This window comes from Alcaligenes faecalis (assembly GCF_009497775.1).
In the GTDB taxonomy this organism is placed as follows: domain Bacteria; phylum Pseudomonadota; class Gammaproteobacteria; order Burkholderiales; family Burkholderiaceae_B; genus Alcaligenes; species Alcaligenes faecalis_D.
In genome coordinates, this window is the sequence record NZ_CP031012.1 from 1,795,693 (window position 1) to 1,815,344 (window position 19,652).

23 protein-coding genes and 1 riboswitch are annotated in these 19,652 nt (G+C 57.3%); of the genes, 10 read left to right on the forward strand and 13 right to left on the reverse strand.

The genetic code is table 11. The annotated features are described in order from the left end of the window. Positions 1–17: 17 nt before the first annotated feature. From DUD43_RS08325 to DUD43_RS08355, 7 genes are all read right to left on the reverse strand, one after another. Positions 18–1,376, reverse strand: a complete 1,359-nt coding sequence (locus DUD43_RS08325) for a sensor histidine kinase (protein WP_153229910.1) — start codon at positions 1,374–1,376, stop codon at positions 18–20. Further along, positions 1,369–2,088: a response regulator transcription factor gene (locus tag DUD43_RS08330; protein ID WP_153229911.1), complete on the reverse strand. Its 720-nt coding sequence runs from the start codon at positions 2,086–2,088 to the stop codon at positions 1,369–1,371. The genes DUD43_RS08325 and DUD43_RS08330 overlap by 8 nt, the downstream gene beginning before the upstream one ends. Positions 2,089–2,462: 374 nt before the next feature. Further along, positions 2,463–3,287, reverse strand: a complete 825-nt coding sequence (thiD, locus tag DUD43_RS08335; RefSeq protein ID WP_153229912.1) for a bifunctional hydroxymethylpyrimidine kinase/phosphomethylpyrimidine kinase — start codon at positions 3,285–3,287, stop codon at positions 2,463–2,465. Then, positions 3,284–3,757 carry an NUDIX hydrolase gene (locus DUD43_RS08340; protein WP_153229913.1) on the reverse strand — a complete coding sequence of 158 codons (474 nt, stop codon included), beginning with the start codon at positions 3,755–3,757 and terminating at the stop codon, positions 3,284–3,286. The genes thiD and DUD43_RS08340 overlap by 4 nt, the downstream gene beginning before the upstream one ends. Positions 3,758–3,801: 44 nt before the next feature. Beyond that, positions 3,802–3,920, reverse strand: a riboswitch (TPP riboswitch). Positions 3,921–3,965: 45 nt separating this feature from the next. Beyond that, the gene (locus DUD43_RS08345) at positions 3,966–4,355 is read right to left on the reverse strand and encodes a tautomerase family protein (RefSeq protein WP_153229914.1); all 390 of its coding nucleotides are present in this window, start codon (positions 4,353–4,355) and stop codon (positions 3,966–3,968) included. Between the two features lie 80 nt (positions 4,356–4,435). Further along, positions 4,436–5,620, reverse strand: a complete 1,185-nt coding sequence (gene hmpA / locus DUD43_RS08350) for an NO-inducible flavohemoprotein (protein ID WP_153229915.1) — start codon at positions 5,618–5,620, stop codon at positions 4,436–4,438. Between the two features lie 92 nt (positions 5,621–5,712). Next, on the reverse strand, positions 5,713–7,230 hold the full coding sequence (locus tag DUD43_RS08355; RefSeq protein ID WP_153229916.1) for a CoA-acylating methylmalonate-semialdehyde dehydrogenase: 1,518 nt from the start codon (positions 7,228–7,230) through the stop codon (positions 5,713–5,715). A 431-nt stretch (positions 7,231–7,661) separates the two neighbouring features. On the opposite strand from DUD43_RS08355, the gene DUD43_RS08360 reads away from it, so the two are divergent. From DUD43_RS08360 to DUD43_RS08375, 4 genes are all read left to right on the forward strand, one after another. After that, positions 7,662–7,964, forward strand: a complete 303-nt coding sequence (locus DUD43_RS08360) for a DUF485 domain-containing protein (protein WP_153231582.1) — start codon at positions 7,662–7,664, stop codon at positions 7,962–7,964. Continuing rightward, entirely contained in the window at positions 7,961–9,637 is a 1,677-nt protein-coding gene (gene actP, locus DUD43_RS08365) for a cation/acetate symporter ActP (protein ID WP_153229917.1), read from the forward strand. Before DUD43_RS08360 ends, actP begins: the two co-directional genes overlap by 4 nt. 63 nt (positions 9,638–9,700) lie before the next feature. After that, a complete protein-coding gene (locus tag DUD43_RS08370) occupies positions 9,701–10,246 on the forward strand; it encodes a cytochrome b (protein WP_153229918.1) in 546 nt (181 codons plus the stop codon). A gap of 3 nt (positions 10,247–10,249) precedes the next feature. Then, positions 10,250–11,182, forward strand: a complete 933-nt coding sequence (locus DUD43_RS08375; protein ID WP_045931519.1) for an NAD(P)H-dependent flavin oxidoreductase — start codon at positions 10,250–10,252, stop codon at positions 11,180–11,182. 4 nt (positions 11,183–11,186) lie between these two features. On the opposite strand, the gene DUD43_RS08380 is transcribed toward DUD43_RS08375, so the two are convergent. After that, positions 11,187–12,155 carry a LysR family transcriptional regulator gene (locus tag DUD43_RS08380; RefSeq protein WP_194273466.1) on the reverse strand — a complete coding sequence of 323 codons (969 nt, stop codon included), beginning with the start codon at positions 12,153–12,155 and terminating at the stop codon, positions 11,187–11,189. A 94-nt stretch (positions 12,156–12,249) separates the two neighbouring features. Next, positions 12,250–13,038, reverse strand: coding sequence for an AraC family transcriptional regulator (locus DUD43_RS08385; RefSeq protein WP_153229920.1), 789 nt, complete (start codon positions 13,036–13,038; stop codon positions 12,250–12,252). 93 nt (positions 13,039–13,131) lie between these two features. On the opposite strand from DUD43_RS08385, the gene DUD43_RS08390 reads away from it, so the two are divergent. The 5 genes from DUD43_RS08390 to DUD43_RS08410 all read left to right on the forward strand — a co-directional run bounded on the left by DUD43_RS08390 (position 13,132) and on the right by DUD43_RS08410 (position 15,195). Continuing rightward, positions 13,132–13,386: a hypothetical protein gene (locus DUD43_RS08390; RefSeq protein WP_153229921.1), complete on the forward strand. Its 255-nt coding sequence runs from the start codon at positions 13,132–13,134 to the stop codon at positions 13,384–13,386. Next, positions 13,383–13,526, forward strand: coding sequence for a hypothetical protein (locus tag DUD43_RS08395; protein WP_153229922.1), 144 nt, complete (start codon positions 13,383–13,385; stop codon positions 13,524–13,526). The genes DUD43_RS08390 and DUD43_RS08395 overlap by 4 nt, the downstream gene beginning before the upstream one ends. Before the next feature lie 16 nt (positions 13,527–13,542). After that, complete coding sequence (locus DUD43_RS08400; protein ID WP_153229923.1) at positions 13,543–13,929, forward strand: hypothetical protein; 387 nt, start codon at positions 13,543–13,545, stop codon at positions 13,927–13,929. A gap of 190 nt (positions 13,930–14,119) precedes the next feature. Further along, the gene (locus DUD43_RS08405) at positions 14,120–14,656 is read left to right on the forward strand and encodes a dihydrofolate reductase family protein (protein ID WP_153229924.1); all 537 of its coding nucleotides are present in this window, start codon (positions 14,120–14,122) and stop codon (positions 14,654–14,656) included. Then, positions 14,653–15,195 carry a TetR/AcrR family transcriptional regulator gene (locus DUD43_RS08410; RefSeq protein WP_153229925.1) on the forward strand — a complete coding sequence of 181 codons (543 nt, stop codon included), beginning with the start codon at positions 14,653–14,655 and terminating at the stop codon, positions 15,193–15,195. Before DUD43_RS08405 ends, DUD43_RS08410 begins: the two co-directional genes overlap by 4 nt. Positions 15,196–15,344: 149 nt before the next feature. Here the strand turns inward: DUD43_RS08410 and DUD43_RS08415 are convergent, their stop codons facing one another. Both DUD43_RS08415 and DUD43_RS08420 read right to left on the reverse strand, forming a co-directional pair. After that, positions 15,345–15,755 (reverse strand): VOC family protein, encoded by a 411-nt coding sequence (locus DUD43_RS08415; RefSeq protein WP_153229926.1) that lies wholly within the window; start codon positions 15,753–15,755, stop codon positions 15,345–15,347. A gap of 26 nt (positions 15,756–15,781) precedes the next feature. Continuing rightward, complete coding sequence (locus DUD43_RS08420; protein WP_153229927.1) at positions 15,782–16,396, reverse strand: glutathione S-transferase family protein; 615 nt, start codon at positions 16,394–16,396, stop codon at positions 15,782–15,784. Positions 16,397–16,517: 121 nt separating this feature from the next. Between DUD43_RS08420 and DUD43_RS08425 the strand changes: the two genes are divergently transcribed. Beyond that, positions 16,518–17,399: a LysR family transcriptional regulator gene (locus tag DUD43_RS08425; protein ID WP_153229928.1), complete on the forward strand. Its 882-nt coding sequence runs from the start codon at positions 16,518–16,520 to the stop codon at positions 17,397–17,399. Positions 17,400–17,415: 16 nt separating this feature from the next. On the opposite strand, the gene DUD43_RS08430 is transcribed toward DUD43_RS08425, so the two are convergent. Next, complete coding sequence (locus DUD43_RS08430) at positions 17,416–19,038, reverse strand: copper resistance CopC/CopD family protein (RefSeq protein ID WP_153229929.1); 1,623 nt, start codon at positions 19,036–19,038, stop codon at positions 17,416–17,418. A 47-nt stretch (positions 19,039–19,085) separates the two neighbouring features. Further along, positions 19,086–19,622 (reverse strand): YcnI family protein, encoded by a 537-nt coding sequence (locus DUD43_RS08435; protein ID WP_083053694.1) that lies wholly within the window; start codon positions 19,620–19,622, stop codon positions 19,086–19,088. Between the last annotated feature and the right edge of the window lie 30 nt (positions 19,623–19,652).

The window sequence follows — 19,652 nt, forward strand, 5'->3', positions numbered from 1 at the left end:
GAATGGGCTGGTAAGGCTTAAACGGGCAGCACAATGGTGACTTTCAAGCCGGATACGCCTTTGGAGAAAATCAGCTCGCCCCGGTGTAATTCAATAATGGCGGCAACGCTGGTTAATCCCAGTCCAAAACCTTCGCTGTCATTATTGAATCGATAAAAATACTTGCCCACGTTTTCGTATTCGCTTTCCGGTAATCCGGGGCCATCATCTTCCACAATGATGGCGACTTTATTATCAAAGCGTTTTTTAATTTCAACGCTGGCATGGGAATGGGCGTATTTAACAGCGTTATCCACCAGATTGGCTAAAGCACTGGCTAATAAATTGCTGTCACCATGAATAATGACTCTGTCGATTTTCTTTTTCTGCAGCGTGACGCCTTTTTCTTCAGCAAAGAAGCTGTACAAGTCCAGCACGTCTTCGGCAATCACTTCCAGATTGCAGGCCTTGAAGTTCTGTCTTTGTACACCGGCATTCAGCTCGGCAATTTGCAGCAGTTTGCCCAGCAGGACACTCAGGTTTTCTACTTCTTCAATCGCGTCTTGTTGTGCCTCCCGGACATGGGGCGGGACGCCGGGCAGGTTCTGGGTCTCGCGCAGCTTGCCAACGATGCGGGTTAACGGGGTGCGGATATTGTGGGCCACGGTATCAGAGATATGCCGTGCGCCTTGCATCAGGCTTTCGATCTTGTCCAGCATGCGGTTGATGTCGTGGTGGATCAGGCCAAAAACGTCGTCGCTCTCGGAGGTGATGCGCTTGGAAATATCGCCCGCGCCCACTTGTTCAGTCAGCAGGCGGATGCGGCCCACGCGGTACTTCAGCTCATTGCTGAATACATAGGCCCCCAGAATCACCAGCATCAAGGCCAGAATCATGGAGGTGACGATGATGCGGCTGAGCATGGCCCGCAGCTCGTTCAAGGTGCCCAGCTCGTGGCCGACCACCAGGGTTTCGCCGCCGGACAGCTTGGTGACGCGGACATTACCTTCGGACAGGGCGTCGATATGCTTGATCTGCACTTCCACCACTTGCCGCTCGGGCAGATTGTTCAGGCCCGGAATCTCGCTGATATTGCCCACCAGGGTGTGATTAAACTCATCCAGCAGCAGATAGATTTCCTGGCCCGAATCAATCCGGTCCGACAGGGTCAGCTCGATCATGCGCAGGATCTCTTCGCGCCCGCCCACTTCGTAGGCAATGCTAAGCCGCTGTACGGCGACGTTGATCTGCCGCAGGTGCTCGTCGCGCAAGGCCCCAAAGACCTGGACGTAGAAAAAGCCGATTAAAAACAGCGTGGTGAAGATGGCCAGGATGCTGTAGTTCAGGGTCAGCCGGAAGGAGGTGGACTCCCACAGGCGTTTGATGAAATCAATCATCGCAGCGCTTTAGCTTGAATCCGTCGATGCTGTCTTTGTCGCTCAGTACATAGCCACGGCCACGCACGGTATGGATCAGGGGCGTGGCGCCCTCCTTGTCAACCTTGCGCCGCAAACGGCTGACCAGCACATCAATCACATTGGACTGCGGGTCGAAGTTATAGCCCCAGACGACTTCCAGCAGCATGGTGCGGGTAACGATCTTGTGGCTGTTCATCAGCAGGTAGGACAGCAGCTTGATTTCACGAGGTTGCAGTTCCAGCACCTCGTCCCCACGGGAGATTTTCTGGTTGCGGATATTCATGACCAGATCATCCACCTGCAAATTCTTGATTTCTGCACTGTCACTGCTGCGGCGTATCAGGGCGTGCAAGCGGGCGGCCAATTCCTGAAAGGAAAAAGGCTTGATTAAATAATCGTCACCACCGGCTTTTAAACCATCCACTTTATCGTCCACGCCGGATAAAGCGCTTAATACCAATACAGGAACTTTTTTACCTAAAGATCGCAAGGTAAAAAGAATGGAAAGACCATCAACATTATTGGGTAACATGCGATCAAGAATAATCACATCCCATACATCTTTCATGGCATTTTCCAAACCGGAAACGCTATCATGACTGGCTACCACCGAATAACCCAGCTCGGATAAGCCATTCACTAAATACCGGGCGTTTTCCCGGTCATCTTCAATCAGTAAACAATTCCACATTTGGCTTCCCGGAGCTTTATGAACTGGCAGATTCATCCATTAAAGAAATGGATTGATCAACAAGGCTGATGCCGACTATGAGGCGAACATGACAAAACGGTAATGTTTGATGTCAGGAAATATAAAAAATGCTTCATCCTGTTAAACCCGTTTTGTGCTCTGAATTATAAGAGTAATTAGTCAGCACATTATTCTAGTAAAAATTCCGGGGCTGTCGGGCTGAAAATCTAGAACTGCACCGGGAGCTTGTCCTTTCAGATGCTTGTAGGCCCGGCTGAACGTCGCCTGCAAGGTGTAGCCTAAACGCTGGGCGAAGGCGACGTGGGACAGGTAGGATTGGCTTGCCAAATGCAGGGTCGGCCCTGTTTCTGGGTTTACGGTCTTCGTATAGGCTCTGTCTGCGGCCATAAAGCATGGAAGTGATGGACCGGACCTTGCCCCAGGCCGATCTGCAATTGGTCGGCAGCGGCCAAAGCGCCATTCAGGTATTCCTTGGCCAAACCCACCGCAGCCGGTACGCTGCGGCCCGGTAGCAAGGCGGCAATGGCGGAGGATAGCGAGCAGCCCGTGCCATGCGTGTTGCGTGTCGGGATGCGGGGCGACTGAAAAACATGGCTTTGCCCCTGGCCTTGCAGCAAGTCCACACTGTCCGGGCCGTCCAGATGGCCGCCCTTGAGCAGCACCCACTCAGGGCCCAGCAAGCACAGTTCGCTTAAGGTGCTGTGCATCTCTTGCAGCGAGGCGGGTTCCGGTTTTTGCAGCAGATCGCCCGCTTCAGGCAAGTTGGGGGTGAGCAGGGTGCACATGGGCAGCAGCTTGTCGCGCACGACGGACACGGCTTCGGGGCTCAGCAAACGATCCCCGCTTTTGGCGACCATGACCGGGTCCAGCACAATCGGGCAGTCCAGGCCGTGATGGTGCAGGCGGTCTGCAATTGCTTCCGCAATCCCTGCATTGGCGATCATGCCGATCTTGATGGCATCCACGCGCACATCCTCAAACACCGCGTCCAGCTGGTCCGCCACAAAGTCCGGCTCCAGCGCCACAAAACGCCGCACGCCCTGGGTGTTTTGCGCGACTACGGCCGTAATCACGCTCATGCCGTAGGCGCCCAAGGCGTACATGGCTTTCAGATCCGCCTGAATACCAGCGCCGCTGGTCGGGTCCGTGCCCGCAATACTCAATACATTGGGAATCATGCCTGGCCTGCCTGATCTTGAGTGGCAGCCAATGCCAGTGCCTGACGGGCAACTCGGACTACATCAAAGCTGTGTGCCACATCCAGGTTGTCCAATTCGGCATTGCTGAACCAGCGCGCGTCCAGAGCGTCATCGCCTGCCTGCGGCTCACCTTGTTGCCAGCGAAACAGCACGGCAATCAGGATGAAATGTGAATAGGCCAAGGGTGTGGCGCTGGGCTCGCGGTCAAACACATCCAATGCATCAAAGACCTGCAAGGCCTGGCCTTGTACGCCGGTTTCTTCGGCCAGTTCCCGATGGGCCGCCGCCATGATGGTTTCTCCCGCGCGAATCTTGCCGCCCGGAAAGGCCCAGCGTCCGGCATCGGGCCGATTGGCGCGGCGTATCAGCAAAATCCGGTCGTGATGGATGACGGCAGCCAGGGTGGCGGCAACCGGGCCGACGGGGGAGGGAGAGTGGTCAGAAGACAAGATAGCAACTCCTAGTCAAGGATAGCCATCCGGCAGCAAGCGGCGAGCAGGTACATACCCGTCCCTTCGCCGGCATGACCCGGATCAGGTTCAACGGGTCACTGCGGTGCAATCTGGCCAGGCAGTTTCTCAGCCTGCTCGCCAGGCTCCCCTCGGTGAAAAGACCGTTCCTGTAAAAACGGTCTGGGCGAGTATACCTGTCTTTAGCCTACAGCTCCCCCGTCAAAAACTGCGCTCGCCCACGCCCGAAGGACCAGTCTGCATCGCTGTTTTCTACCAGAGCGATGATCAGGTCATTGGGCGACACGCCACAGTTCTGTTCCAGCCGCTCTGCCAGCAAGCGGTAGAACTGGACTTTCTGGATATCGCTGCGGGGGCGGGACACGATGTGCAGCAGTACCACTTTGTTGCTACGCGGGTAGCCCAGGCCAGTGTCTTCCAGCACCAGTTCGCCAGGACGATGCTGGGTGACGCATTGGTAGCGGTCGCTGGCAGGAACATCAAAGGCTTGCACCATGGCTTGGTGCGTGGTGTCCAGCAGCAGGCGCAGTTCTTCGTCGTTGCGGCCTTGGATCAGATCAAATTTCAGTAATGGCATGGTGGTTCACCTTGATGAGAGTGCAGGGAAATCGGGCAGGCCATCCACTCGACACGCAGGCCAAAGTGGATGGCTCTGCATCAGTTCAGCTCCTCGGCGGGGCCAAAGAACTCGTAATGGCTTTGTTCATCGGGCAGGCCCAGCTCGCGCAGAGTGCGTCTGATCAAGGCCATAAAGGGTTTGGGGCCCAGGTAATAGGCATCGAACTGGCCGTCACAGGGCAGCCATTGGCTCAGTTGCATAGCCGTGGGGCGGCCTATGGCGTGGGGCTGTGGACCGGATAGGGCTGTGTGTTCTTCATACACCACATAAGCCTGAAAACGCGGATAGCGGTTCGCCCAGGTGGTGAGCTGGTTGGCAAAGGCGTGGACGTGCACATTGCGGGCGTAGTGGATAAAGGTGATGGGGCGTTCGGTCTGCAAGGCCGCCTCCACCATGGCCAGGGTGGGGGTAATGCCGACGCCACCACTGATGAAAACCTGATGCCTGTCGTTGTGACGCAAGCTGAACTGTCCGGCAGGTGGGAACAGGTCCAGCGTGTCGCCTTTCTGGATCTGATCGTGCAGAAAGTTGGAGGCCAGACCACGGGCTTCCCGCTTGACGCTGATGCGGTAGCTGCGCCCATTGGGGGCTGCAGACAGGGAGTAGTTGCGGCGAATTTCTTCACCGTTGACCTTCAGGCGCAGGCCTATGTATTGGCCGGGCTTGAAGTTCAGTACGGGTTTGCCGTCAACCGGCTCCAGATAAAAAGAGGTGATCTCCTGGCTTTCAGGGACTTTGCGTATTACCTGAAAGGCGCGTGCGCCCCGCCAGCCGCCGGGGGCGGTGGCCATATCGTCGTAAATCAGACGTTCGGCTTCGATCAGCAAATCCGCCAGTTGCTGGTAGGCGGCCGCCCAACCGGCTATGACCTCATTGGTCGCGACGTTCTCGCCCAGGACTTCGCGTATGGCTTGCAACAGACACGTGCCCACAATCGGGTAGTGCTCGGGCTGGATTTGCAGGGCGACGTGTTTGTTGACGATCTGGCTGGCCAAGGGGCCCAGGGTTTCCAGTTGGTCGATATGGCGGGCGTAAGTCAGCACGCCATTGGCCAGAGCGCGTTGCTGGGTGCCGCTGGCTTGATGGGCCTGGTTGAACAGGGGGCGCACCTGTGGGTAATCGCGCAGCATCAATTCATAAAAATGGGTGGTCAAGGCTTCGCCGCCGGTTTCCAGCAGCGGCACGGTGGCCTTGATGATGTCGCGTTGAGCGTCTGTCAGCATAAGAATCAAAAGGTAAAGAGGGTGAAACAGGAAGCGTTGGCAGCAGGGAGCACCTGCTGCCGGAATAGCTGGCGGATGAGTGGTGGCCGTGTTTATTGCGCGGTGGGCATCACAAATTCCGCGCCTTTGGCGATGCTTTCTGGCCAGCGCTGCATGATGGATTTCTGCTTGGTGTAAAAGCGGACCCCTTCTTCGCCATAGGCGTGCATGTCGCCAAACAGGCTCTTTTTCCAGCCGCCAAAACCGTGCCAGGCCATAGGCACGGGAATCGGGACATTGATTCCCACCATGCCGACCTGGATGCGGCGCGCAAACTCGCGGGCCACATTGCCGTCGCGGGTAAAGCAGGCCACGCCATTGCCGAATTCATGGGCATTGATCAGGTCCACGGCTTGTTTCAGGTCCGCCACGCGCAGGCAGCCTAGTACCGGCCCAAAGATTTCTTCTTTGTAGATGCGCATGTCCGGGGTCAGGCCGTCGAACAAGGTGCCACCCATCCAGAAACCGTCCTCGCAACCTTCACCGGCCTGGCTGCCCTGGAAGTGACGGCCATCGACCAGCAGTTGTGCGCCTTCCTGTACGCCCAGCGCGATGTAGTTGGAGATGCGTTCGTGTGCGGCACGGGTCACGATGGGACCCATTTCGGCGGCCAGGTTTTCCCCGTTCAGCACTTTCAGCGTTTTCGTGCGCTTGATCAGTTTGGGGATGAGCTTGTCAGCCACATCACCGACCAATACCGCCACGCTAATGGCCATGCAGCGCTCGCCTGCGGAGCCGTAGCCTGCGCCAATCAAGGCATCCACGGCCTGATCGATGTCCGCGTCTGGCATCACCACCATATGGTTCTTGGCACCGCCCAGGGCTTGAACGCGCTTGCCGTGACGGGCGCCGGTTTCGTAGATGTAGTTTGCAATCGGGGTGGAGCCGACAAAGCTCACCGCCTGTACTTGCGGGTGTTCCAGCAGGGCGTCGACCGCTTCCTTGTCGCCTTGCACCACGTTGAACACGCCATCGGGCAGACCAGCTTGCTTGAACAAATTGGCAATGAACAGCGAGGGGCTGGGGTCAGTCGGGCTGGGTTTAAGGACAAAGGTATTTCCGGCTGCGATGGCAACCGGGAACATCCACATGGGCACCATGACGGGGAAGTTGAAGGGAGTCACTCCGGCCACGACGCCCAAAGGCTGGCGCAAGGTCCAGTTGTCGATATTGCTGGAAACCTGTTCGGTGTAATCGCCTTTCAGCAGCTGCGGGATGCCACATGCAAATTCCACAATATCAATGCCGCGCGCCACTTCACCCTGGGCGTCCGTAAAGACCTTGCCATGCTCGGCAGTAATCAGATGGGCCAGCTCGTCCTTATGTTCATTGAGCAATTGCAGAAACTTGAACATGACTCGGGCACGGCGAATGGGCGGGGTGTCGGCCCACTTGGGGAAGGCCTGCGCTGCGGCCTGAACCGCGTCGTCAACTTCAGCATGGGTGGCCAGCGGCACATGGCCGGTGACGGCGCCGGTAGCCGGGTTGGTCACCTCCAGGTGGCGGCCCGAGGCGCCAGGCACGATGTGGCCATTTATATAGTGATCGATATGGACAGCAGAGTGAGTCATGGTTTCAGTCTCCTTGTTTGATGTCTGGAAAGCAGAGCTATCTGTAGGGAAGATAGAAGACTGAATGAATCATGTAAAATGATGAATAGTGATTTGATAGATCATTAATAATGAATCTAAAGGCGATCTATCCAAGGGCGGCTCAGACGGGCCTGAGATTTACCCTAATCACGGACTAAATGTTGGCAGGAGTCGGTGCCAGGCGGCCTTGAGACTAAGAGGCCGCAAGCCAGCAGCTTGGCGGCGCGAGGGGAATGGCCTGTTTATAAATCACGGAAAGAGATTTTAATCATCAGGATTCATCATTTTACTTGATCTATGGCTGCGCCTATCTTCAAGGCACATAAGCGGCGGTCTGTGGCAGAGCCAAGGTTCTGAGGCCGCTGTGACACAAATTCATCCACACGCCTTCAGGAGACAACGTGAACACCATGACAACCCTGGCCGGTATCCGGCAACAGCCGCAATTCAAGGAACTGGTCCGACGCAGACGCCATTTTGTAGCCTGGCTGACGGCGCTGACCTTGCTGCCGTACTACGCCTTTATTCTGGTCGCCAGTTTTGCGCCGCAACTGCTGGCGACCACGCTGTCGGCAAACAGCATTATCAATGTGGGCTGGCCGCTGGGCTTTGCCTTGATTCTGGGTACCTGGTTGCTGACGGGTTTGTATATTCGACGTGCCAATGGCGAGTTTGATGCCCTGACGGCCTTGATTCTGAAGAGGGCCAGATGATGCGCCGCCTTTCTTCCATTGCTGTTCTGCTTGCTTTATCCGGTCTGGCCTTTGCCGTGCAAGCGGACCCGGCTGCCTTGCAGGAGGTGCAAAAGCAGCCCATCAATATCACGGCCATTGTGATGTTCCTGGCCTTTGTGCTCGGCACCTTGGGCATCACTTATTGGGCCGCGTCCAAGACCAAGTCCATGGATGACTTCTACACCGCTGGGGGCGGGGTGACGGGCTTTCAGAATGGTTTGGCCCTGGCCGGAGACTATATGTCTGCCGCCGCCTTGCTGGGCCTGACCAGCATGATTTTCTTTAACGGCTACGACGGCATGATTTATGCCATCAGCTTTTTCGTGGCCTGGCCTTTGTTGCTGTTCCTGTTTGCCGAGCGCATTCGCAATCTGGGCCGCATCACGATTGCCGACATCAGTTCTTTCCGTCTGGACCAGAACCGTATCCGTACCTTGATGGCCTTTGGTTCCTTAACCGTGGTCTGTTTTTATCTGGTGGTGCAGATGGTGGGAGCCGGGCAGTTGATTCAATTGCTGTTCGGCCTGCAATACAACCATGCCGTGATTGCCGTGGGTTTGCTGATGGTGATCTACGTGACCTTTGGCGGCATGGTAGCCACGACGTGGGTGCAGATCATCAAGGCTGTGCTTTTGCTGCTGGGCGGCACCTTGTTGGCGGTTCTGGCTTTGAGCCGTTTTGGTTTTTCGCTGGAGGCCTTGTTTGTGAAGGCGGTGGAGGTTCACAAGAACGGTGCGGCTATTTTGCTGCCCAGCAAGCTGGTTTCCGACCCGATTGCCATGATCTCGCTGTCGATTGGTCTGGTATTCGGGACTGCCGGTTTGCCGCATATTCTGATGCGCTTTTTCACCGTTCCCGATGCCAAACAAGCGCGTAAATCCGTTTTCGTCGCAACCGGCTTCATCGGCTTTTTCTTCCTGATTGTGGGCGTGCTGGGCATGGCAGCAATTGTGATCGTGGGCCAGGACCCGAGCTTTTATGAAGGCGGCCAGCTAGGCGGTAATTTGATTGGTGGCGGCAATATGCCCGTCATGCACTTGGCCAAAGCCTTGGGCGGTGATCTGTTTCTGGGCTTTTTGTCTGCCGTTGCCTTCGCCACGATTCTGGCGGTGGTCGCGGGGCTGACCATGGCCGGAACCTCGGCCATCTCGCATGACTTGTATGCCATGGTCATCAAGAAAAATCAGGTGGACTCAGCCAAGGAACGCCGCGTCTCCAAGATTGCCTCGGTGTGTCTGGGTGTGCTGGCCGTGGTACTGGGCATCTTGTTCAAGGATCAAAACATTGCCTTTCTGGTGGCGCTGACCTTCGGGGTCGCGGCGTCCGTCAATTTTCCCATTCTGGCCTTGTCCATGTTCTGGAAGGGCTTGACCACGCGCGGCGCCTTGATCGGTGGCGTGGCCGGGCTGTTGAGTGCTGTTGGTCTGGTGATTTTGTCACCGGCTGTCTGGGTCAAGGTACTGGGCAATGAGCAGGCGATTTTTCCCTATGACTATCCCGCCATTATTTCCATGAACGTGGCTTTCTTCTTTACCTGGCTGGGCTCGGTGACCGACCGCAGCGCCCAGGCGGCGCTGGAGCAAGCCCGTTTCGAGGATCAGTTTGTGCGGGCGCATACCGGCATTGGGGCGTCGGGCCTGGTGAATCACTAAGTATCACTATCAGCGTGTCACCTCAGGGGGCTTGCCCCCGGTGACCTTTTCAAGGAGGTAATCATGCAATTGCGAGACAACGGACTCAGGTTCTCGCCCATCACTATTGTGCTGCACTGGCTTGTAGCGGCCTTGCTGTTTTCCATTCTGGGCTTGGGGGTGGCCATTGCCCAAAGCCCCGGCGAGGCGCGGCTGGTGCCGCTGCAAAATCTGCTGGGGACGTTGCTGTTCCTGATTTCCATCTACCGCTTCTGGGCGCGAGTGACGTCTTTTCACCCCTTGCCAGTGGGTTCGCCCAATCCGGTGGAAGTGATTGTGGCCCGTTCCGTGGCGACAGCCCTGGCCTTGGCGATGGTGCTGTTGCCTGTCGCCGTCTGGCTGTCTCGTGCGGCGGCTGGGGTGGCGGTGGAACTGCCCGGTGGCCTGGCTTTGCCTACCTTGATCAGCCCGAATGAGCAGGTCAAAGCCGTGGTGGATGTGCTGTTCAATATTGGCGCCACAGCCTTTTTGGCGGGGCTGGCCTTGCACCTTTTCGGGGCATTCAAGAACCATTTTGTACTGAAGAATCTGGCCCTGCGGCGCATGCTGGGCAAACAGGTGGAGTTGTAAATCATGAGCGAAGCAAATCGAGATTTTGCGGGCAATGTCATCACAGAAATGTGCGGTGTGCAGTACCCGATTTTTCTGGCGGGCATGGCTGCGATTTCCGGGCCACAATTGGTGGCGGCGGTAGCGAATGCGGGCGGGTTCGGTGTGCTGGGCGGCTTGCGTCTGGCTCCCTTGATGCTGCGTAAATGGCTACGGGAAACCAGGGCGCTGACGGACCAGCCTTTCGGGGTGAATGTGGTGCCGCAGTTTGGTGGCCCGGAGGTGTTCGAAGCCCAGTTTCAGGTGATCTTGCAGGAGCGGCCCCGCATCCTGTCGCTGTTCTATGCAGAGGACTATTCCGCCGACATGATTCCCCGTGCCAAAGACGCTGGCATGATCGTGATGGTGCAGACCGGCACGGCGGCTTTGGCTCGCAAAGCGATTGCGCATGGAGCCGACATTATCGTCGCTCAAGGCAGTGAGGGTGGTGGCCACCTGAATCGCGGCACCATTGGATTGATGTCTTTGCTACCCGCGATTCTGGACTGTGCCCAAGGCCGTCCCGTACTGGCAGCAGGCGGGATTACTACCCGCCAGGATGTCAGGGCGGCCATGAGTCTGGGGGCTTCCGGCGTACTGGTGGGCACGGCCTTTCTGGCTAGCGAGGAGTCTAATGCGCACCCGCTCTACAAGCAAAAGATTCTGGAAGCGAGTACGGACGATACGGAATATCGCACCGGCTATTCCTTTGGTTGGACCTATGGCACCCCGCATCGCGTCATTCCCAACCGCGACAAGTGGAATGTGCTGCGTCTGGTCGGGGGAGGGGCGCGGGCGATTGATAAGGACAGAATGGCCAGGAAGCTGTCTTTGTATGCTGGTCAGGGCGTGGGCAAGATCCACAGCATTGTGCCAGCGGCAGAACGGGTCGCGGAGCTGGCCTTGGGCTTGTCCTGACGCTTTACTGCGGCAAAGCCTGTGCGGCGCTGCTGGACAGACCCACAGGCTGGCCCGTCAGAGCAGGTAATTCGGCCTCGCCCTGATCCAGCCTGGGCAATTGGGCGAACTGCGCTTGAGCCAGGGCCACAAAGCTGCGCAGGGCCGAGCCAGGATTTGCGTCGGCACGACGGATAAACACGGTTTTTACCCGTGCAACTTCAGGCGGCAATTCGTGGCATTGCACTGGCAGGCGCAAGCTGCCGTTCTGGGCGATGGCTTTGGGCAGCAGGGTAATGCCCATGCCCGAGGCCACGCAGGACAGAATGCCGTCCAGTGTGCCCATTTCCATGATCTGGTTGGGCACCAGTCCGGCCTGATAAAACCAGTGTTCCAGCGTGGAGCGGTAAAAGCAGCCCGTCCTGAACACCAGAACCGTTTGTTGGGGGATTTTTTCGATCAGGGCGGGCAGGGATTCCACTGCCTTGCTGCTGACCAGTACCAGCTCTTCTTCAAATACTTCTTCTTGAGTCAGGGCCGCGTTTTGATGAAAGCCACCGACAAAAGCACCATCGAGCTGATGGGTCTCAATGGCCTTGATCAGTTCGGCCGTGGTGCCGGTTTGCAAGGACAGCTGAACCTGGGGGTAGCGTTCGCGGTATTGGGTCAGAACCTGGGGCAGACGGATGGCGGCCGTGGTTTCCATGGAGCCCAGACGCAGCAGACCGCTGGGAGTGCCGGTGTCTTGCAGGGCGGCACGGCTTTCATCGGTCAGCTGCAAGATACGGCGGGCGTAGGTCAGAAAGGTATGGCCAGCCGGAGTCAGCACCACGCCGCTTTTCTGGCGTATGAACAATTGCTGTTCCAGTTCGGCCTCCAGCTCTTTGACGCGCATGGTGACGTTGGATTGCACGGTGTGCACTTTCTGAGCAGCGGCCGTAAAGCTGCCATGCTCGGCAACGGCACAAAAAATCCGTAATTGGCGCATTTCCATGTCGGCCATCCTATGTCTAAAAGTGATGCTTGAATTTTTATTCCATCACTTTATGGCATTCCTAGGCGGTCGTAAAGCGCTTTAGGGCTAGGGCTCACAGTTGGTTGCGGTAGTTGGCCGGGGTGTGCCCAAAGCTGCGCCGGAACAGGCTGATAAAGGCGCTGGGGCTGGAATAACCCAGATCGTAGGCAATCGTGGCGACCGGCTCCCCGGCTGCCAGCATTTCCAGGGAGCGCATCAGGCGGGCGCGTTGCCGCCAGGCGGTGAAGTTAAAGCCGGTTTCGGTCACGAAACGGCGGCTTAAGGTGCGCAGGCTGACGGCCGCCCAGTCAGCCCAATGCTCCATGCCTTGATTGTTGCTGGGGTCGGCAATCAGGGCGCGGGCAATGCGTTGCAGGCGCGGGTCCTGGGGGAGCGGCAGCCCAAAAGGTTCGATGGGCAGATTGCGGATTTCATCCAGGATGACGGAGGCGATATGGGCCTGGGCTGGGGGCAAGGGGGCAGCGGGAATCAAATCCCAGGAGCAGGCGCGCAGCACGGCTTCACGCAGCAGGCCGGAGGTGCGCAAGGTGCAGGCTTGGGAGGGCAGGTCGGCGCAGGCCGCTTCGTCTATATAGACGCTCCAGCCATGAAACGGGCCGTGCGATTGGCCCGAATGCAGGACATGCGGCGGCAGCCAGACGGCATGGATGGCGGGCACCACCCAAACGGCGTCCTCCACCCCGACGGAAAGCAGGCCACGCAGGGAACCGAACAACTGCCCGCGAGCGTGCTGATGGGGGCGCGAGGACAGCTCCGATTCGTGGTTGCCGGTGACGGCGAACAGGACAGGATGCTCGGGGAAGTTCAGAAAATCATGCAGACCAATTTTGCGTTTAGGCATGGCGTAATTTTGTTATCTATTGACCGATATAGTGTACAGCTGCCAAAGCCGTTCTGCTTACACTGAAAACCTTGATGAATAAAGGAGCGACACATGCAAGCACATGACATTCTTCCCGATCACGCCAGTGAAGTTCAGATTAATGGCACTGCCATTCGCAAAGGCACGGTGGGCGCGTTTCTGGCCAATGCAGCGGCCGTGCGCCAGCCTGATGTCCGCGATGCGGAACGACAGCGCGCCTTGAACGATATTGTGGCGGCCTTGCCAGCCCTGAAAGCGCTGGGCTTGTTTGATGCCCTGGAGATTCGAGATCCCCAATTGCGCGATTTTGTGGAGTCCAGGCTGTGATGAGACGTGAAGGCGCAACGGTTCGTCCGTATTTACTGCGCGACACTGCCTGGTTGTATTTACCCAGCGGTTTGATGCATGCCTTTGGAGGTGTCCCGCATCTGGGCGTGCGCCGCTTCGATATTGGCTGTCTTTATTGATGGCAAGGAGCCGCTCATGCAAGTTGATGATACGCAGTTTCCATTGGTGTTTTTAAGAGAACACAGCGCGCAGCAAACACCGCAGCAGGCACAGGATCAATTGGAGGCCTTGCTGAATCGGGGCCAACGCTTTGTCTTGTTGACTGACAGAATGGGCGGTGAAGACCATGCCCATGAAGAAAGCCACGAAGATCGCAAGCAACGTGCCTTGTTCTTCAAGCAGAACAAGCAGCGCTTGAAGGATTTGTGCGCTGGCATGGTGGTGATCAGCAAGGGGCGGGCCATTCCCGCTGCCGCACGTCTGGCGCAACAGACCTTGGGCCGGGTGCTGGGCCTGCAATTCAGTTTTGTTGTGGATGAGGGCGAAGCACGGCTTGAAGCCAGCCGTTTGCTGGCCCGCTAAATCGCAGGCGACACGCTTGCCTGAGAGCTGGAGCAAGTTCAAAGGAGGGACCACAGGCCGTGTGATACGGCCTGTTTTTGCGTGGGCTAAAACAGACAGCGTCAAAGCAGGAGAGGGGCTGGATGCAGATTTTTATTTCCAGTTGCTGATTTATCTATAAAATATACACCGTATATAAAAAGGGTAAATTATGAGTACAGCACACGTTTTCATCGGAACCAGCCTGGACGGATTCATCGCCAAACCGGATGGCGATATTGCCTGGTTACTGGAGCGCAGTGATCCTGTGGAAGACCATGGCTATATGGCTTTTATTGCGGACAAGGATGCGGTGGTCATGGGGCGTGGGACCTACGAGAAAGTCCTGACTTTTGAAGCCTGGCCTTACGAACTGCCTGTCGTGGTCTTATCCAGGCAATTGGCCGACACGCCGGTTCCTGAACATCTGCAAGGCAAAGTCCGTTTCTCCCGGCAAACTCCCGAGCAGTTGATGGAGCAATTGGCGGCAGAAAACCTCCAGCGTATTTATGTTGACGGCGGCCAGCTTATCCAGTCTTTTTTGCGTGCCGGTTTGGTGCAGGAGATGATTCTTTCCACCATGCCGGTCCTGATTGGCGAAGGCCGCCGACTGTTTGGCGGTGTGAATCAGGATATGGATTGGCGTTTGCTTTCCAGCCAGAGCTTTCCCTCCGGTCTGGTGCAATCGCGTTATCAGCTCAAACCATGAGTCGGGGGCGAGGGCGTCCGGCGGGAGGCACCGGCCTGATACTGGACGATATTCTGAATGCTGGCCTGGCACTGCTGGACGAGGGTGGCGAGCAAGGCTTGAGCATGCGAGCTCTGGCTTCCCGCCTGGGCGTGACTCCCATGAGTCTGTACAACCACGTGCCGGATCGGGCGGGTTTGCTGCGCGCCTTGTCCGACCGGGTGTATGCCCAGGTTCTGCAAGGTCTGGAGGAGCAGGAAGGCTCGGAACTGCGCCGGATTTTGCTGCGTTATCACCAGGCGGTGAGTCGTCACCCGCATTTGACCATGGCCATCTTCAACGATCCGCAAGCCTTTGCCGGAGTGACACAGGAGATTACCCAGCGCCTGCGTACCTTGTTGGCCGACTGCACGGCAGAGCCGGAGCTATGGCTGGGCATCTTGATCGACCATGCCCATGGCAGCGGTCTGCCTGCCTCCATTACGAAAGATGAAGCGGCGCAGCGTGTTTATGAGCTGGCCCTGGATCGTTTGTTGATTGCGCTGAGTGGCGCGGCTTGAGCCTGATTTGCTTGGCCAGTCACGATGGCACGGTGATTGAAGCCTTAATATGCTAGTCGAAGGCTGGTTTGTCAGAAAAAGCAGAAACAAAGCCCCGGCAAGCGTTGAATACTTGCCGGGGCTGTTATGCACCTACGTTGCGTACCAAACTAGGCCGCTAGAATCTCGTTAAATTCCAGCACATTCAAATCCGGGTCGCGGATGAAGCAGACCATGCGACGGCCATGTCCCATCATCACCGGACCTTCACTGACGCGAATATTCTCCCGCTCCAGCCAGTTCAGCAACTCGTCCATGCTGTCGATGATGAAGGCGGCATGGGTGTAGCCGGGCCGCTTCACAGGCGCATCAAGCAGCACATTGCCTTCCTCTGCGGCCTGGCCGTTATAGATCAAGTGAATACGCATTCCGTTGGTGTGAACCAGGCCGCAGGCTTTGGCCTGGGGCGCAAACTCGTCGGGGTCGCGCAGAAAACCCAGCTTGGCGTAAAAGGCTTCGGCAATGTCCAGGTCCGTTACCCGTATGCCTATATGGTCCAGTTCCAGTTTGTTGAAGTTCATGATGTGTTTGGGTTCCAAGGGTGTCGTCAGGCTTGCAGACCGGCGCGGGTTTTCTGAAAAGGAATAAAGCCAGGCAAGGCCTCGATCTGGCGCAGCCAGCTTTGAATGCGGGGATAGGCGGACAAATCCACATTGCCTTCGGGGGCGCGTTCTACATAGCTGTACAGGGCAATGTCCGCAATCGTGGGATCTTCGGTTCCGGCAATCCAGCGCTGGTCTTTCAGGCTGTGTTCCAGAGTCGCCAAGGTGGCATGGGCGTGCGTAATCACTTCTTCGGGATTGAAGCTGGCACCAAACACGGTAACCAATCTAGCCGCACAGGCACCGTAGGCAATCTTGCCCGCCGCCACAGACAGCCAGCGCTGTACTTGCGCTTCCTGATACGGATCGCTGGGCAGCCAGTGCGAGGGGCCAATCTTGCGGGCGATATAGACCAGAATTGCCAGCGAGTCGGCAATGATTCGGCCATCGTCATCCAGCACAGGAATTTCCCCAAAGGCATTCAGGGCCAGAAATTCCGCCCGCTTGTGCGCTTTGGCCGCCATATCGACCTCGATCAACTCATGGGGCAAACCGCTTAAAGACAGAAACAGGGCGGCGCGATGGGCGTGCCCGGACAGGGCGTAGTGATAGAGCTTCATGGCAGTTCACCAGTCATAAACAAGAGGTATTCATTCTGCTTTCTATGACAGTGGGAAACAATCGCTTAAAATTGCACTTTATTATTGCGATTCTTGAGGATAGTCTTTGAAGGCGGGGCGTATGGACAGGCTGAAAACACTACGTACTTTTATCTGTGTCGCAGAGCAGGCCAGCTTTGCCGAGGCCGGGCGGCGCATGAATATGTCGCCCACCACGGTGTCGCGCACCATCGCGGCGCTGGAGGCCAGCTTGGGCGTGCAATTGCTGATGCGCACCACGCGCAGCGTGCGGCTGACGGAAGAGGGCAGCCTGTTTCTGGAGCGCTGCCGGGCGGGTATCGCCCAGATTGATCAGGCCGTGGAAAGCGTGCAGGGGAGCCGTTCCGAACCCAGCGGCACCCTGACAGTCACGGCCCCGGTCATGTTCGGAAAAATGTATGTAATGCCGGTGGTGCTGGAGTTGTTGCGCCTGCATCCACAACTGCAAATTCGCCTGATTTTGCGCGACAGTCTGGTGCGATTGGTGGAGGAAGGGATAGATATTGCGGTCCGCATTGCCGACTTGCCGGACAGCTCCTTGCATGTGGTGCCGGTCGGAGAAGTTCGGCGTGTTTTCAGTGCCAGTCCCGACTATCTGGTGCGTAAAGGCAGACCGGCTTCATTGGCAGACCTGCGGCAGCACGATTTGATTTGGGTCGAGGATGAAGGCGGGCCGCATCGCGGTTGGGGGCTGGATGAGGTGCGCCGTGCGGGTGGCGTGCCGCGCCTGTCCGTCAGCCATGTGGATGCGGCAATTGCTGCAGCGGTGGCGGGCCTGGGTGTGTTGCGCACCCTGTCTTATCAGGTGGCGGGCGAGATAGAGGCTGGGGGGCTGGAGCCATTGCTACGTGATGATGATGCGCCGGCCTTGCCCGTGTCTTTACTGTTTGAAGGCGGGCGCAAACATCATCCCAATGTTCGCGCCTTTATCGAGGCCACCAAGCGTTATATGAAACCCTTCTGATTTCGGGGCGCGGGGTTTAGTCGGCTTGCAGATTCAGCGTGCTATCCAGGTGAATACGTTCAAAGTCTGAAATCAGCACCTGAATACGAATATTCCAGCTGGTCAGATGCGGTAGCTGGATATTGCTTACCTCCCATTGATCCTGCCGCGTGAGTTCCGCCGGAAAGGTAATGGACTCCACCCCGGCCTGCGGGTTGCTGAAAATCACCTCTACTTCTTGCGCCTTCAAGGGACTGAAATCCGGCTCGTATAAAGAGACGGTCAGAATGGCCGGGTGCTGTGTTGTAGCCGGGATGTACAGCAAGTCCGCCATGCCTGCTTCGGTATGGATATGGCTGGAAATGGTGGGGGGGACGAGCTGGGCCAAGGCGCGTGGGGGCGGGGTAAAGCGCCACAAAGCGGCCACGGCCAGGATCAGCACTACCAACACATATTCCAGACGAACCACACGCCGCAGAGCTTGCCGAGCATCGCTACGCTGTTGCAAGACGGCTTGAGTCAGGCGATAGCGGTTGTAGGCTCCCAGGCCCAGCAAGAGCAGAACCAGAATCAGCTTGGCACTGAGCACTTGCCCATATCGGCTTTTCCATAGCGAGGCGAGCTGATCGAATTGCACGTAGATCAGTGCAGCTCCGCTCAGAATCAGGACCAGCAGGACGGCGGGAATCCAGCGTGAGAACAGCGTCAGCAAGCGGGATTCCTGAGCATGTTGAAGCGCGTAGGCCAAAGGCAGGAAAGAACCAATCCACAGTGTCACCGTCACGATATGCAGCCAGACACTGGGGCGGGACAGCCAGGCGGGATCGGCCGTGCTGGCATGGCCGCTGGAAGCCAGAGAAGCGCCCAAAAGAATCAGCGCCAAAGCAGCCAGCCATTTCTGACTAGTTGCGTTTTTTGCTTTCCAGGAGAGGGCGGCACAGGCCAGGGCTATCCAGCCCAGCAGCACCGCCAAGCCCATCGAGGTGGATGCCGCCGTTTTCCAAGCTGCCGTGCTGAGCAAGGCGGACAAGGGCAAGTCCAGCGCATCGACACCGACCAGGCCCAGGTTCAGCAATAAGGCGACGGCACCTATAGCCAACATGCGCGGCGCGATACGACTTTGCGGGTTTGATGCGTCGTTTGATTCTGGAATCAGGGCGCGGTAGATCACCCAGCCTATCCCCGTAAACAGACCCAGATAGCCCAGGAGTCGGGCCAGCCAGATCAGGCTGTTTCTGACGGGATTGCTGCTGGCACCTTCCACCAGATTAGCGCTGGGCGTGCCAACGGAAAACGTCAGCGTCCCACCTACGGGATGGCCGTCAGCAGAAATGACTCGCCAGCTCAGCCCATAAGTGCCTTCGGTCTCCATGGGCGGCAAGGCCAGTTCCAGCCGCTGGTCTTGCAGCAGAACGTCCTCCAGTTCTTCGGAGGAACCATCGGGACGAATCAGCTTCATCAGCAAGGGCGAGACAGACTCATTGAAGCTCAGGCTGGCCGTGCGGGGAGCCTGAGCCAGCACTGTGCCGCTATCGGGCTTGCTGGCTACCAGAGATGCATGGGCATACAGAACCGGTGCCCAGGCCAGCAACAGCAAGGCAATCAGCAACACGACCAGTGGGTGGCAACACGCCTGCCCACGCAGGGTATGCGTTTGCATAAGATCTCCTTCAGGCTGATGCCCAAGGGCACCAGCCGCCTGGGTGTTTAAGGCTTGGGCAAGAGTTGCAGCGCAGGAGCAGGGGCGTCGGAATGGTCAGCCGCTTCCTTGGTGCCCGGAGCTGCTTGATCAATCCAGCGCTCCACGCCTTGCTCGCATTCCTGAACAACTGGGAAGTAGAGCGTGCTATTGGGTTTGAGCTCATCGGCCAGGTAGCTGATGAACACGAACTCGTCATAGTGCTCGTCCTGCAAGGGACCGCCAGCCCAGACGACTTCCTGAACACCGGAACTGACCTTGGCACCCCAACGCGTATAGGCCTGCTTGTAGTCACCTTTTACCGTTTCCAGCGTCCAGCCTGCTTTGGGTTGTGGCTTTACACCGACCACACCTTCAGGAATACGGACGCGGATTTTGGTGGTGGCAGAGCCCTTGCAACCATGCGGCACGGACAGAACAGCCTTGTAGCTGCTGCCTACCGGGGCTTGCTTGGTTTGCAGGGAAACGTGGGCAACAGCGGAAGAGGCGAACAGCACAGCAGCCATGCCCAGAGTGGCACGGAAAGACGTAGAAGAAATCGACATTGAAAACCTCGGCTAGATAGAAAAAGAGAG

Excerpts from the sequence above, each read along its gene's own strand:
- DUD43_RS08420 (WP_153229927.1), bottom strand. The coding sequence starts at position 16,396 with ATGAAGCTCTATCACTACGCCCTGTCCGGGCACGCCCATCGCGCCGCC.
- DUD43_RS08405 (WP_153229924.1), top strand. The coding sequence starts at position 14,120 with ATGAGTACAGCACACGTTTTCATCGGAACCAGCCTGGACGGATTCATC.
- DUD43_RS08370 (WP_153229918.1), top strand. The coding sequence starts at position 9,701 with ATGCAATTGCGAGACAACGGACTCAGGTTCTCGCCCATCACTATTGTG.
- thiD (WP_153229912.1), bottom strand. The coding sequence starts at position 3,287 with ATGATTCCCAATGTATTGAGTATTGCGGGCACGGACCCGACCAGCGGC.
- DUD43_RS08415 (WP_153229926.1), bottom strand. The coding sequence starts at position 15,755 with ATGAACTTCAACAAACTGGAACTGGACCATATAGGCATACGGGTAACG.
- DUD43_RS08380 (WP_194273466.1), bottom strand. The coding sequence starts at position 12,155 with ATGGAAATGCGCCAATTACGGATTTTTTGTGCCGTTGCCGAGCATGGC.
- DUD43_RS08435 (WP_083053694.1), bottom strand. The coding sequence starts at position 19,622 with ATGTCGATTTCTTCTACGTCTTTCCGTGCCACTCTGGGCATGGCTGCT.
- DUD43_RS08375 (WP_045931519.1), top strand. The coding sequence starts at position 10,250 with ATGAGCGAAGCAAATCGAGATTTTGCGGGCAATGTCATCACAGAAATG.
- DUD43_RS08360 (WP_153231582.1), top strand. The coding sequence starts at position 7,662 with ATGACAACCCTGGCCGGTATCCGGCAACAGCCGCAATTCAAGGAACTG.
- DUD43_RS08355 (WP_153229916.1), bottom strand. The coding sequence starts at position 7,230 with ATGACTCACTCTGCTGTCCATATCGATCACTATATAAATGGCCACATC.
- DUD43_RS08325 (WP_153229910.1), bottom strand. The coding sequence starts at position 1,376 with ATGATTGATTTCATCAAACGCCTGTGGGAGTCCACCTCCTTCCGGCTG.
- DUD43_RS08430 (WP_153229929.1), bottom strand. The coding sequence starts at position 19,038 with ATGCAAACGCATACCCTGCGTGGGCAGGCGTGTTGCCACCCACTGGTC.
- DUD43_RS08410 (WP_153229925.1), top strand. The coding sequence starts at position 14,653 with ATGAGTCGGGGGCGAGGGCGTCCGGCGGGAGGCACCGGCCTGATACTG.
- DUD43_RS08390 (WP_153229921.1), top strand. The coding sequence starts at position 13,132 with ATGCAAGCACATGACATTCTTCCCGATCACGCCAGTGAAGTTCAGATT.
- hmpA (WP_153229915.1), bottom strand. The coding sequence starts at position 5,620 with ATGCTGACAGACGCTCAACGCGACATCATCAAGGCCACCGTGCCGCTG.
- DUD43_RS08400 (WP_153229923.1), top strand. The coding sequence starts at position 13,543 with ATGCAAGTTGATGATACGCAGTTTCCATTGGTGTTTTTAAGAGAACAC.
- DUD43_RS08345 (WP_153229914.1), bottom strand. The coding sequence starts at position 4,355 with ATGCCATTACTGAAATTTGATCTGATCCAAGGCCGCAACGACGAAGAA.
- DUD43_RS08425 (WP_153229928.1), top strand. The coding sequence starts at position 16,518 with ATGGACAGGCTGAAAACACTACGTACTTTTATCTGTGTCGCAGAGCAG.
- actP (WP_153229917.1), top strand. The coding sequence starts at position 7,961 with ATGATGCGCCGCCTTTCTTCCATTGCTGTTCTGCTTGCTTTATCCGGT.
- DUD43_RS08385 (WP_153229920.1), bottom strand. The coding sequence starts at position 13,038 with ATGCCTAAACGCAAAATTGGTCTGCATGATTTTCTGAACTTCCCCGAG.
- DUD43_RS08330 (WP_153229911.1), bottom strand. The coding sequence starts at position 2,088 with ATGTGGAATTGTTTACTGATTGAAGATGACCGGGAAAACGCCCGGTAT.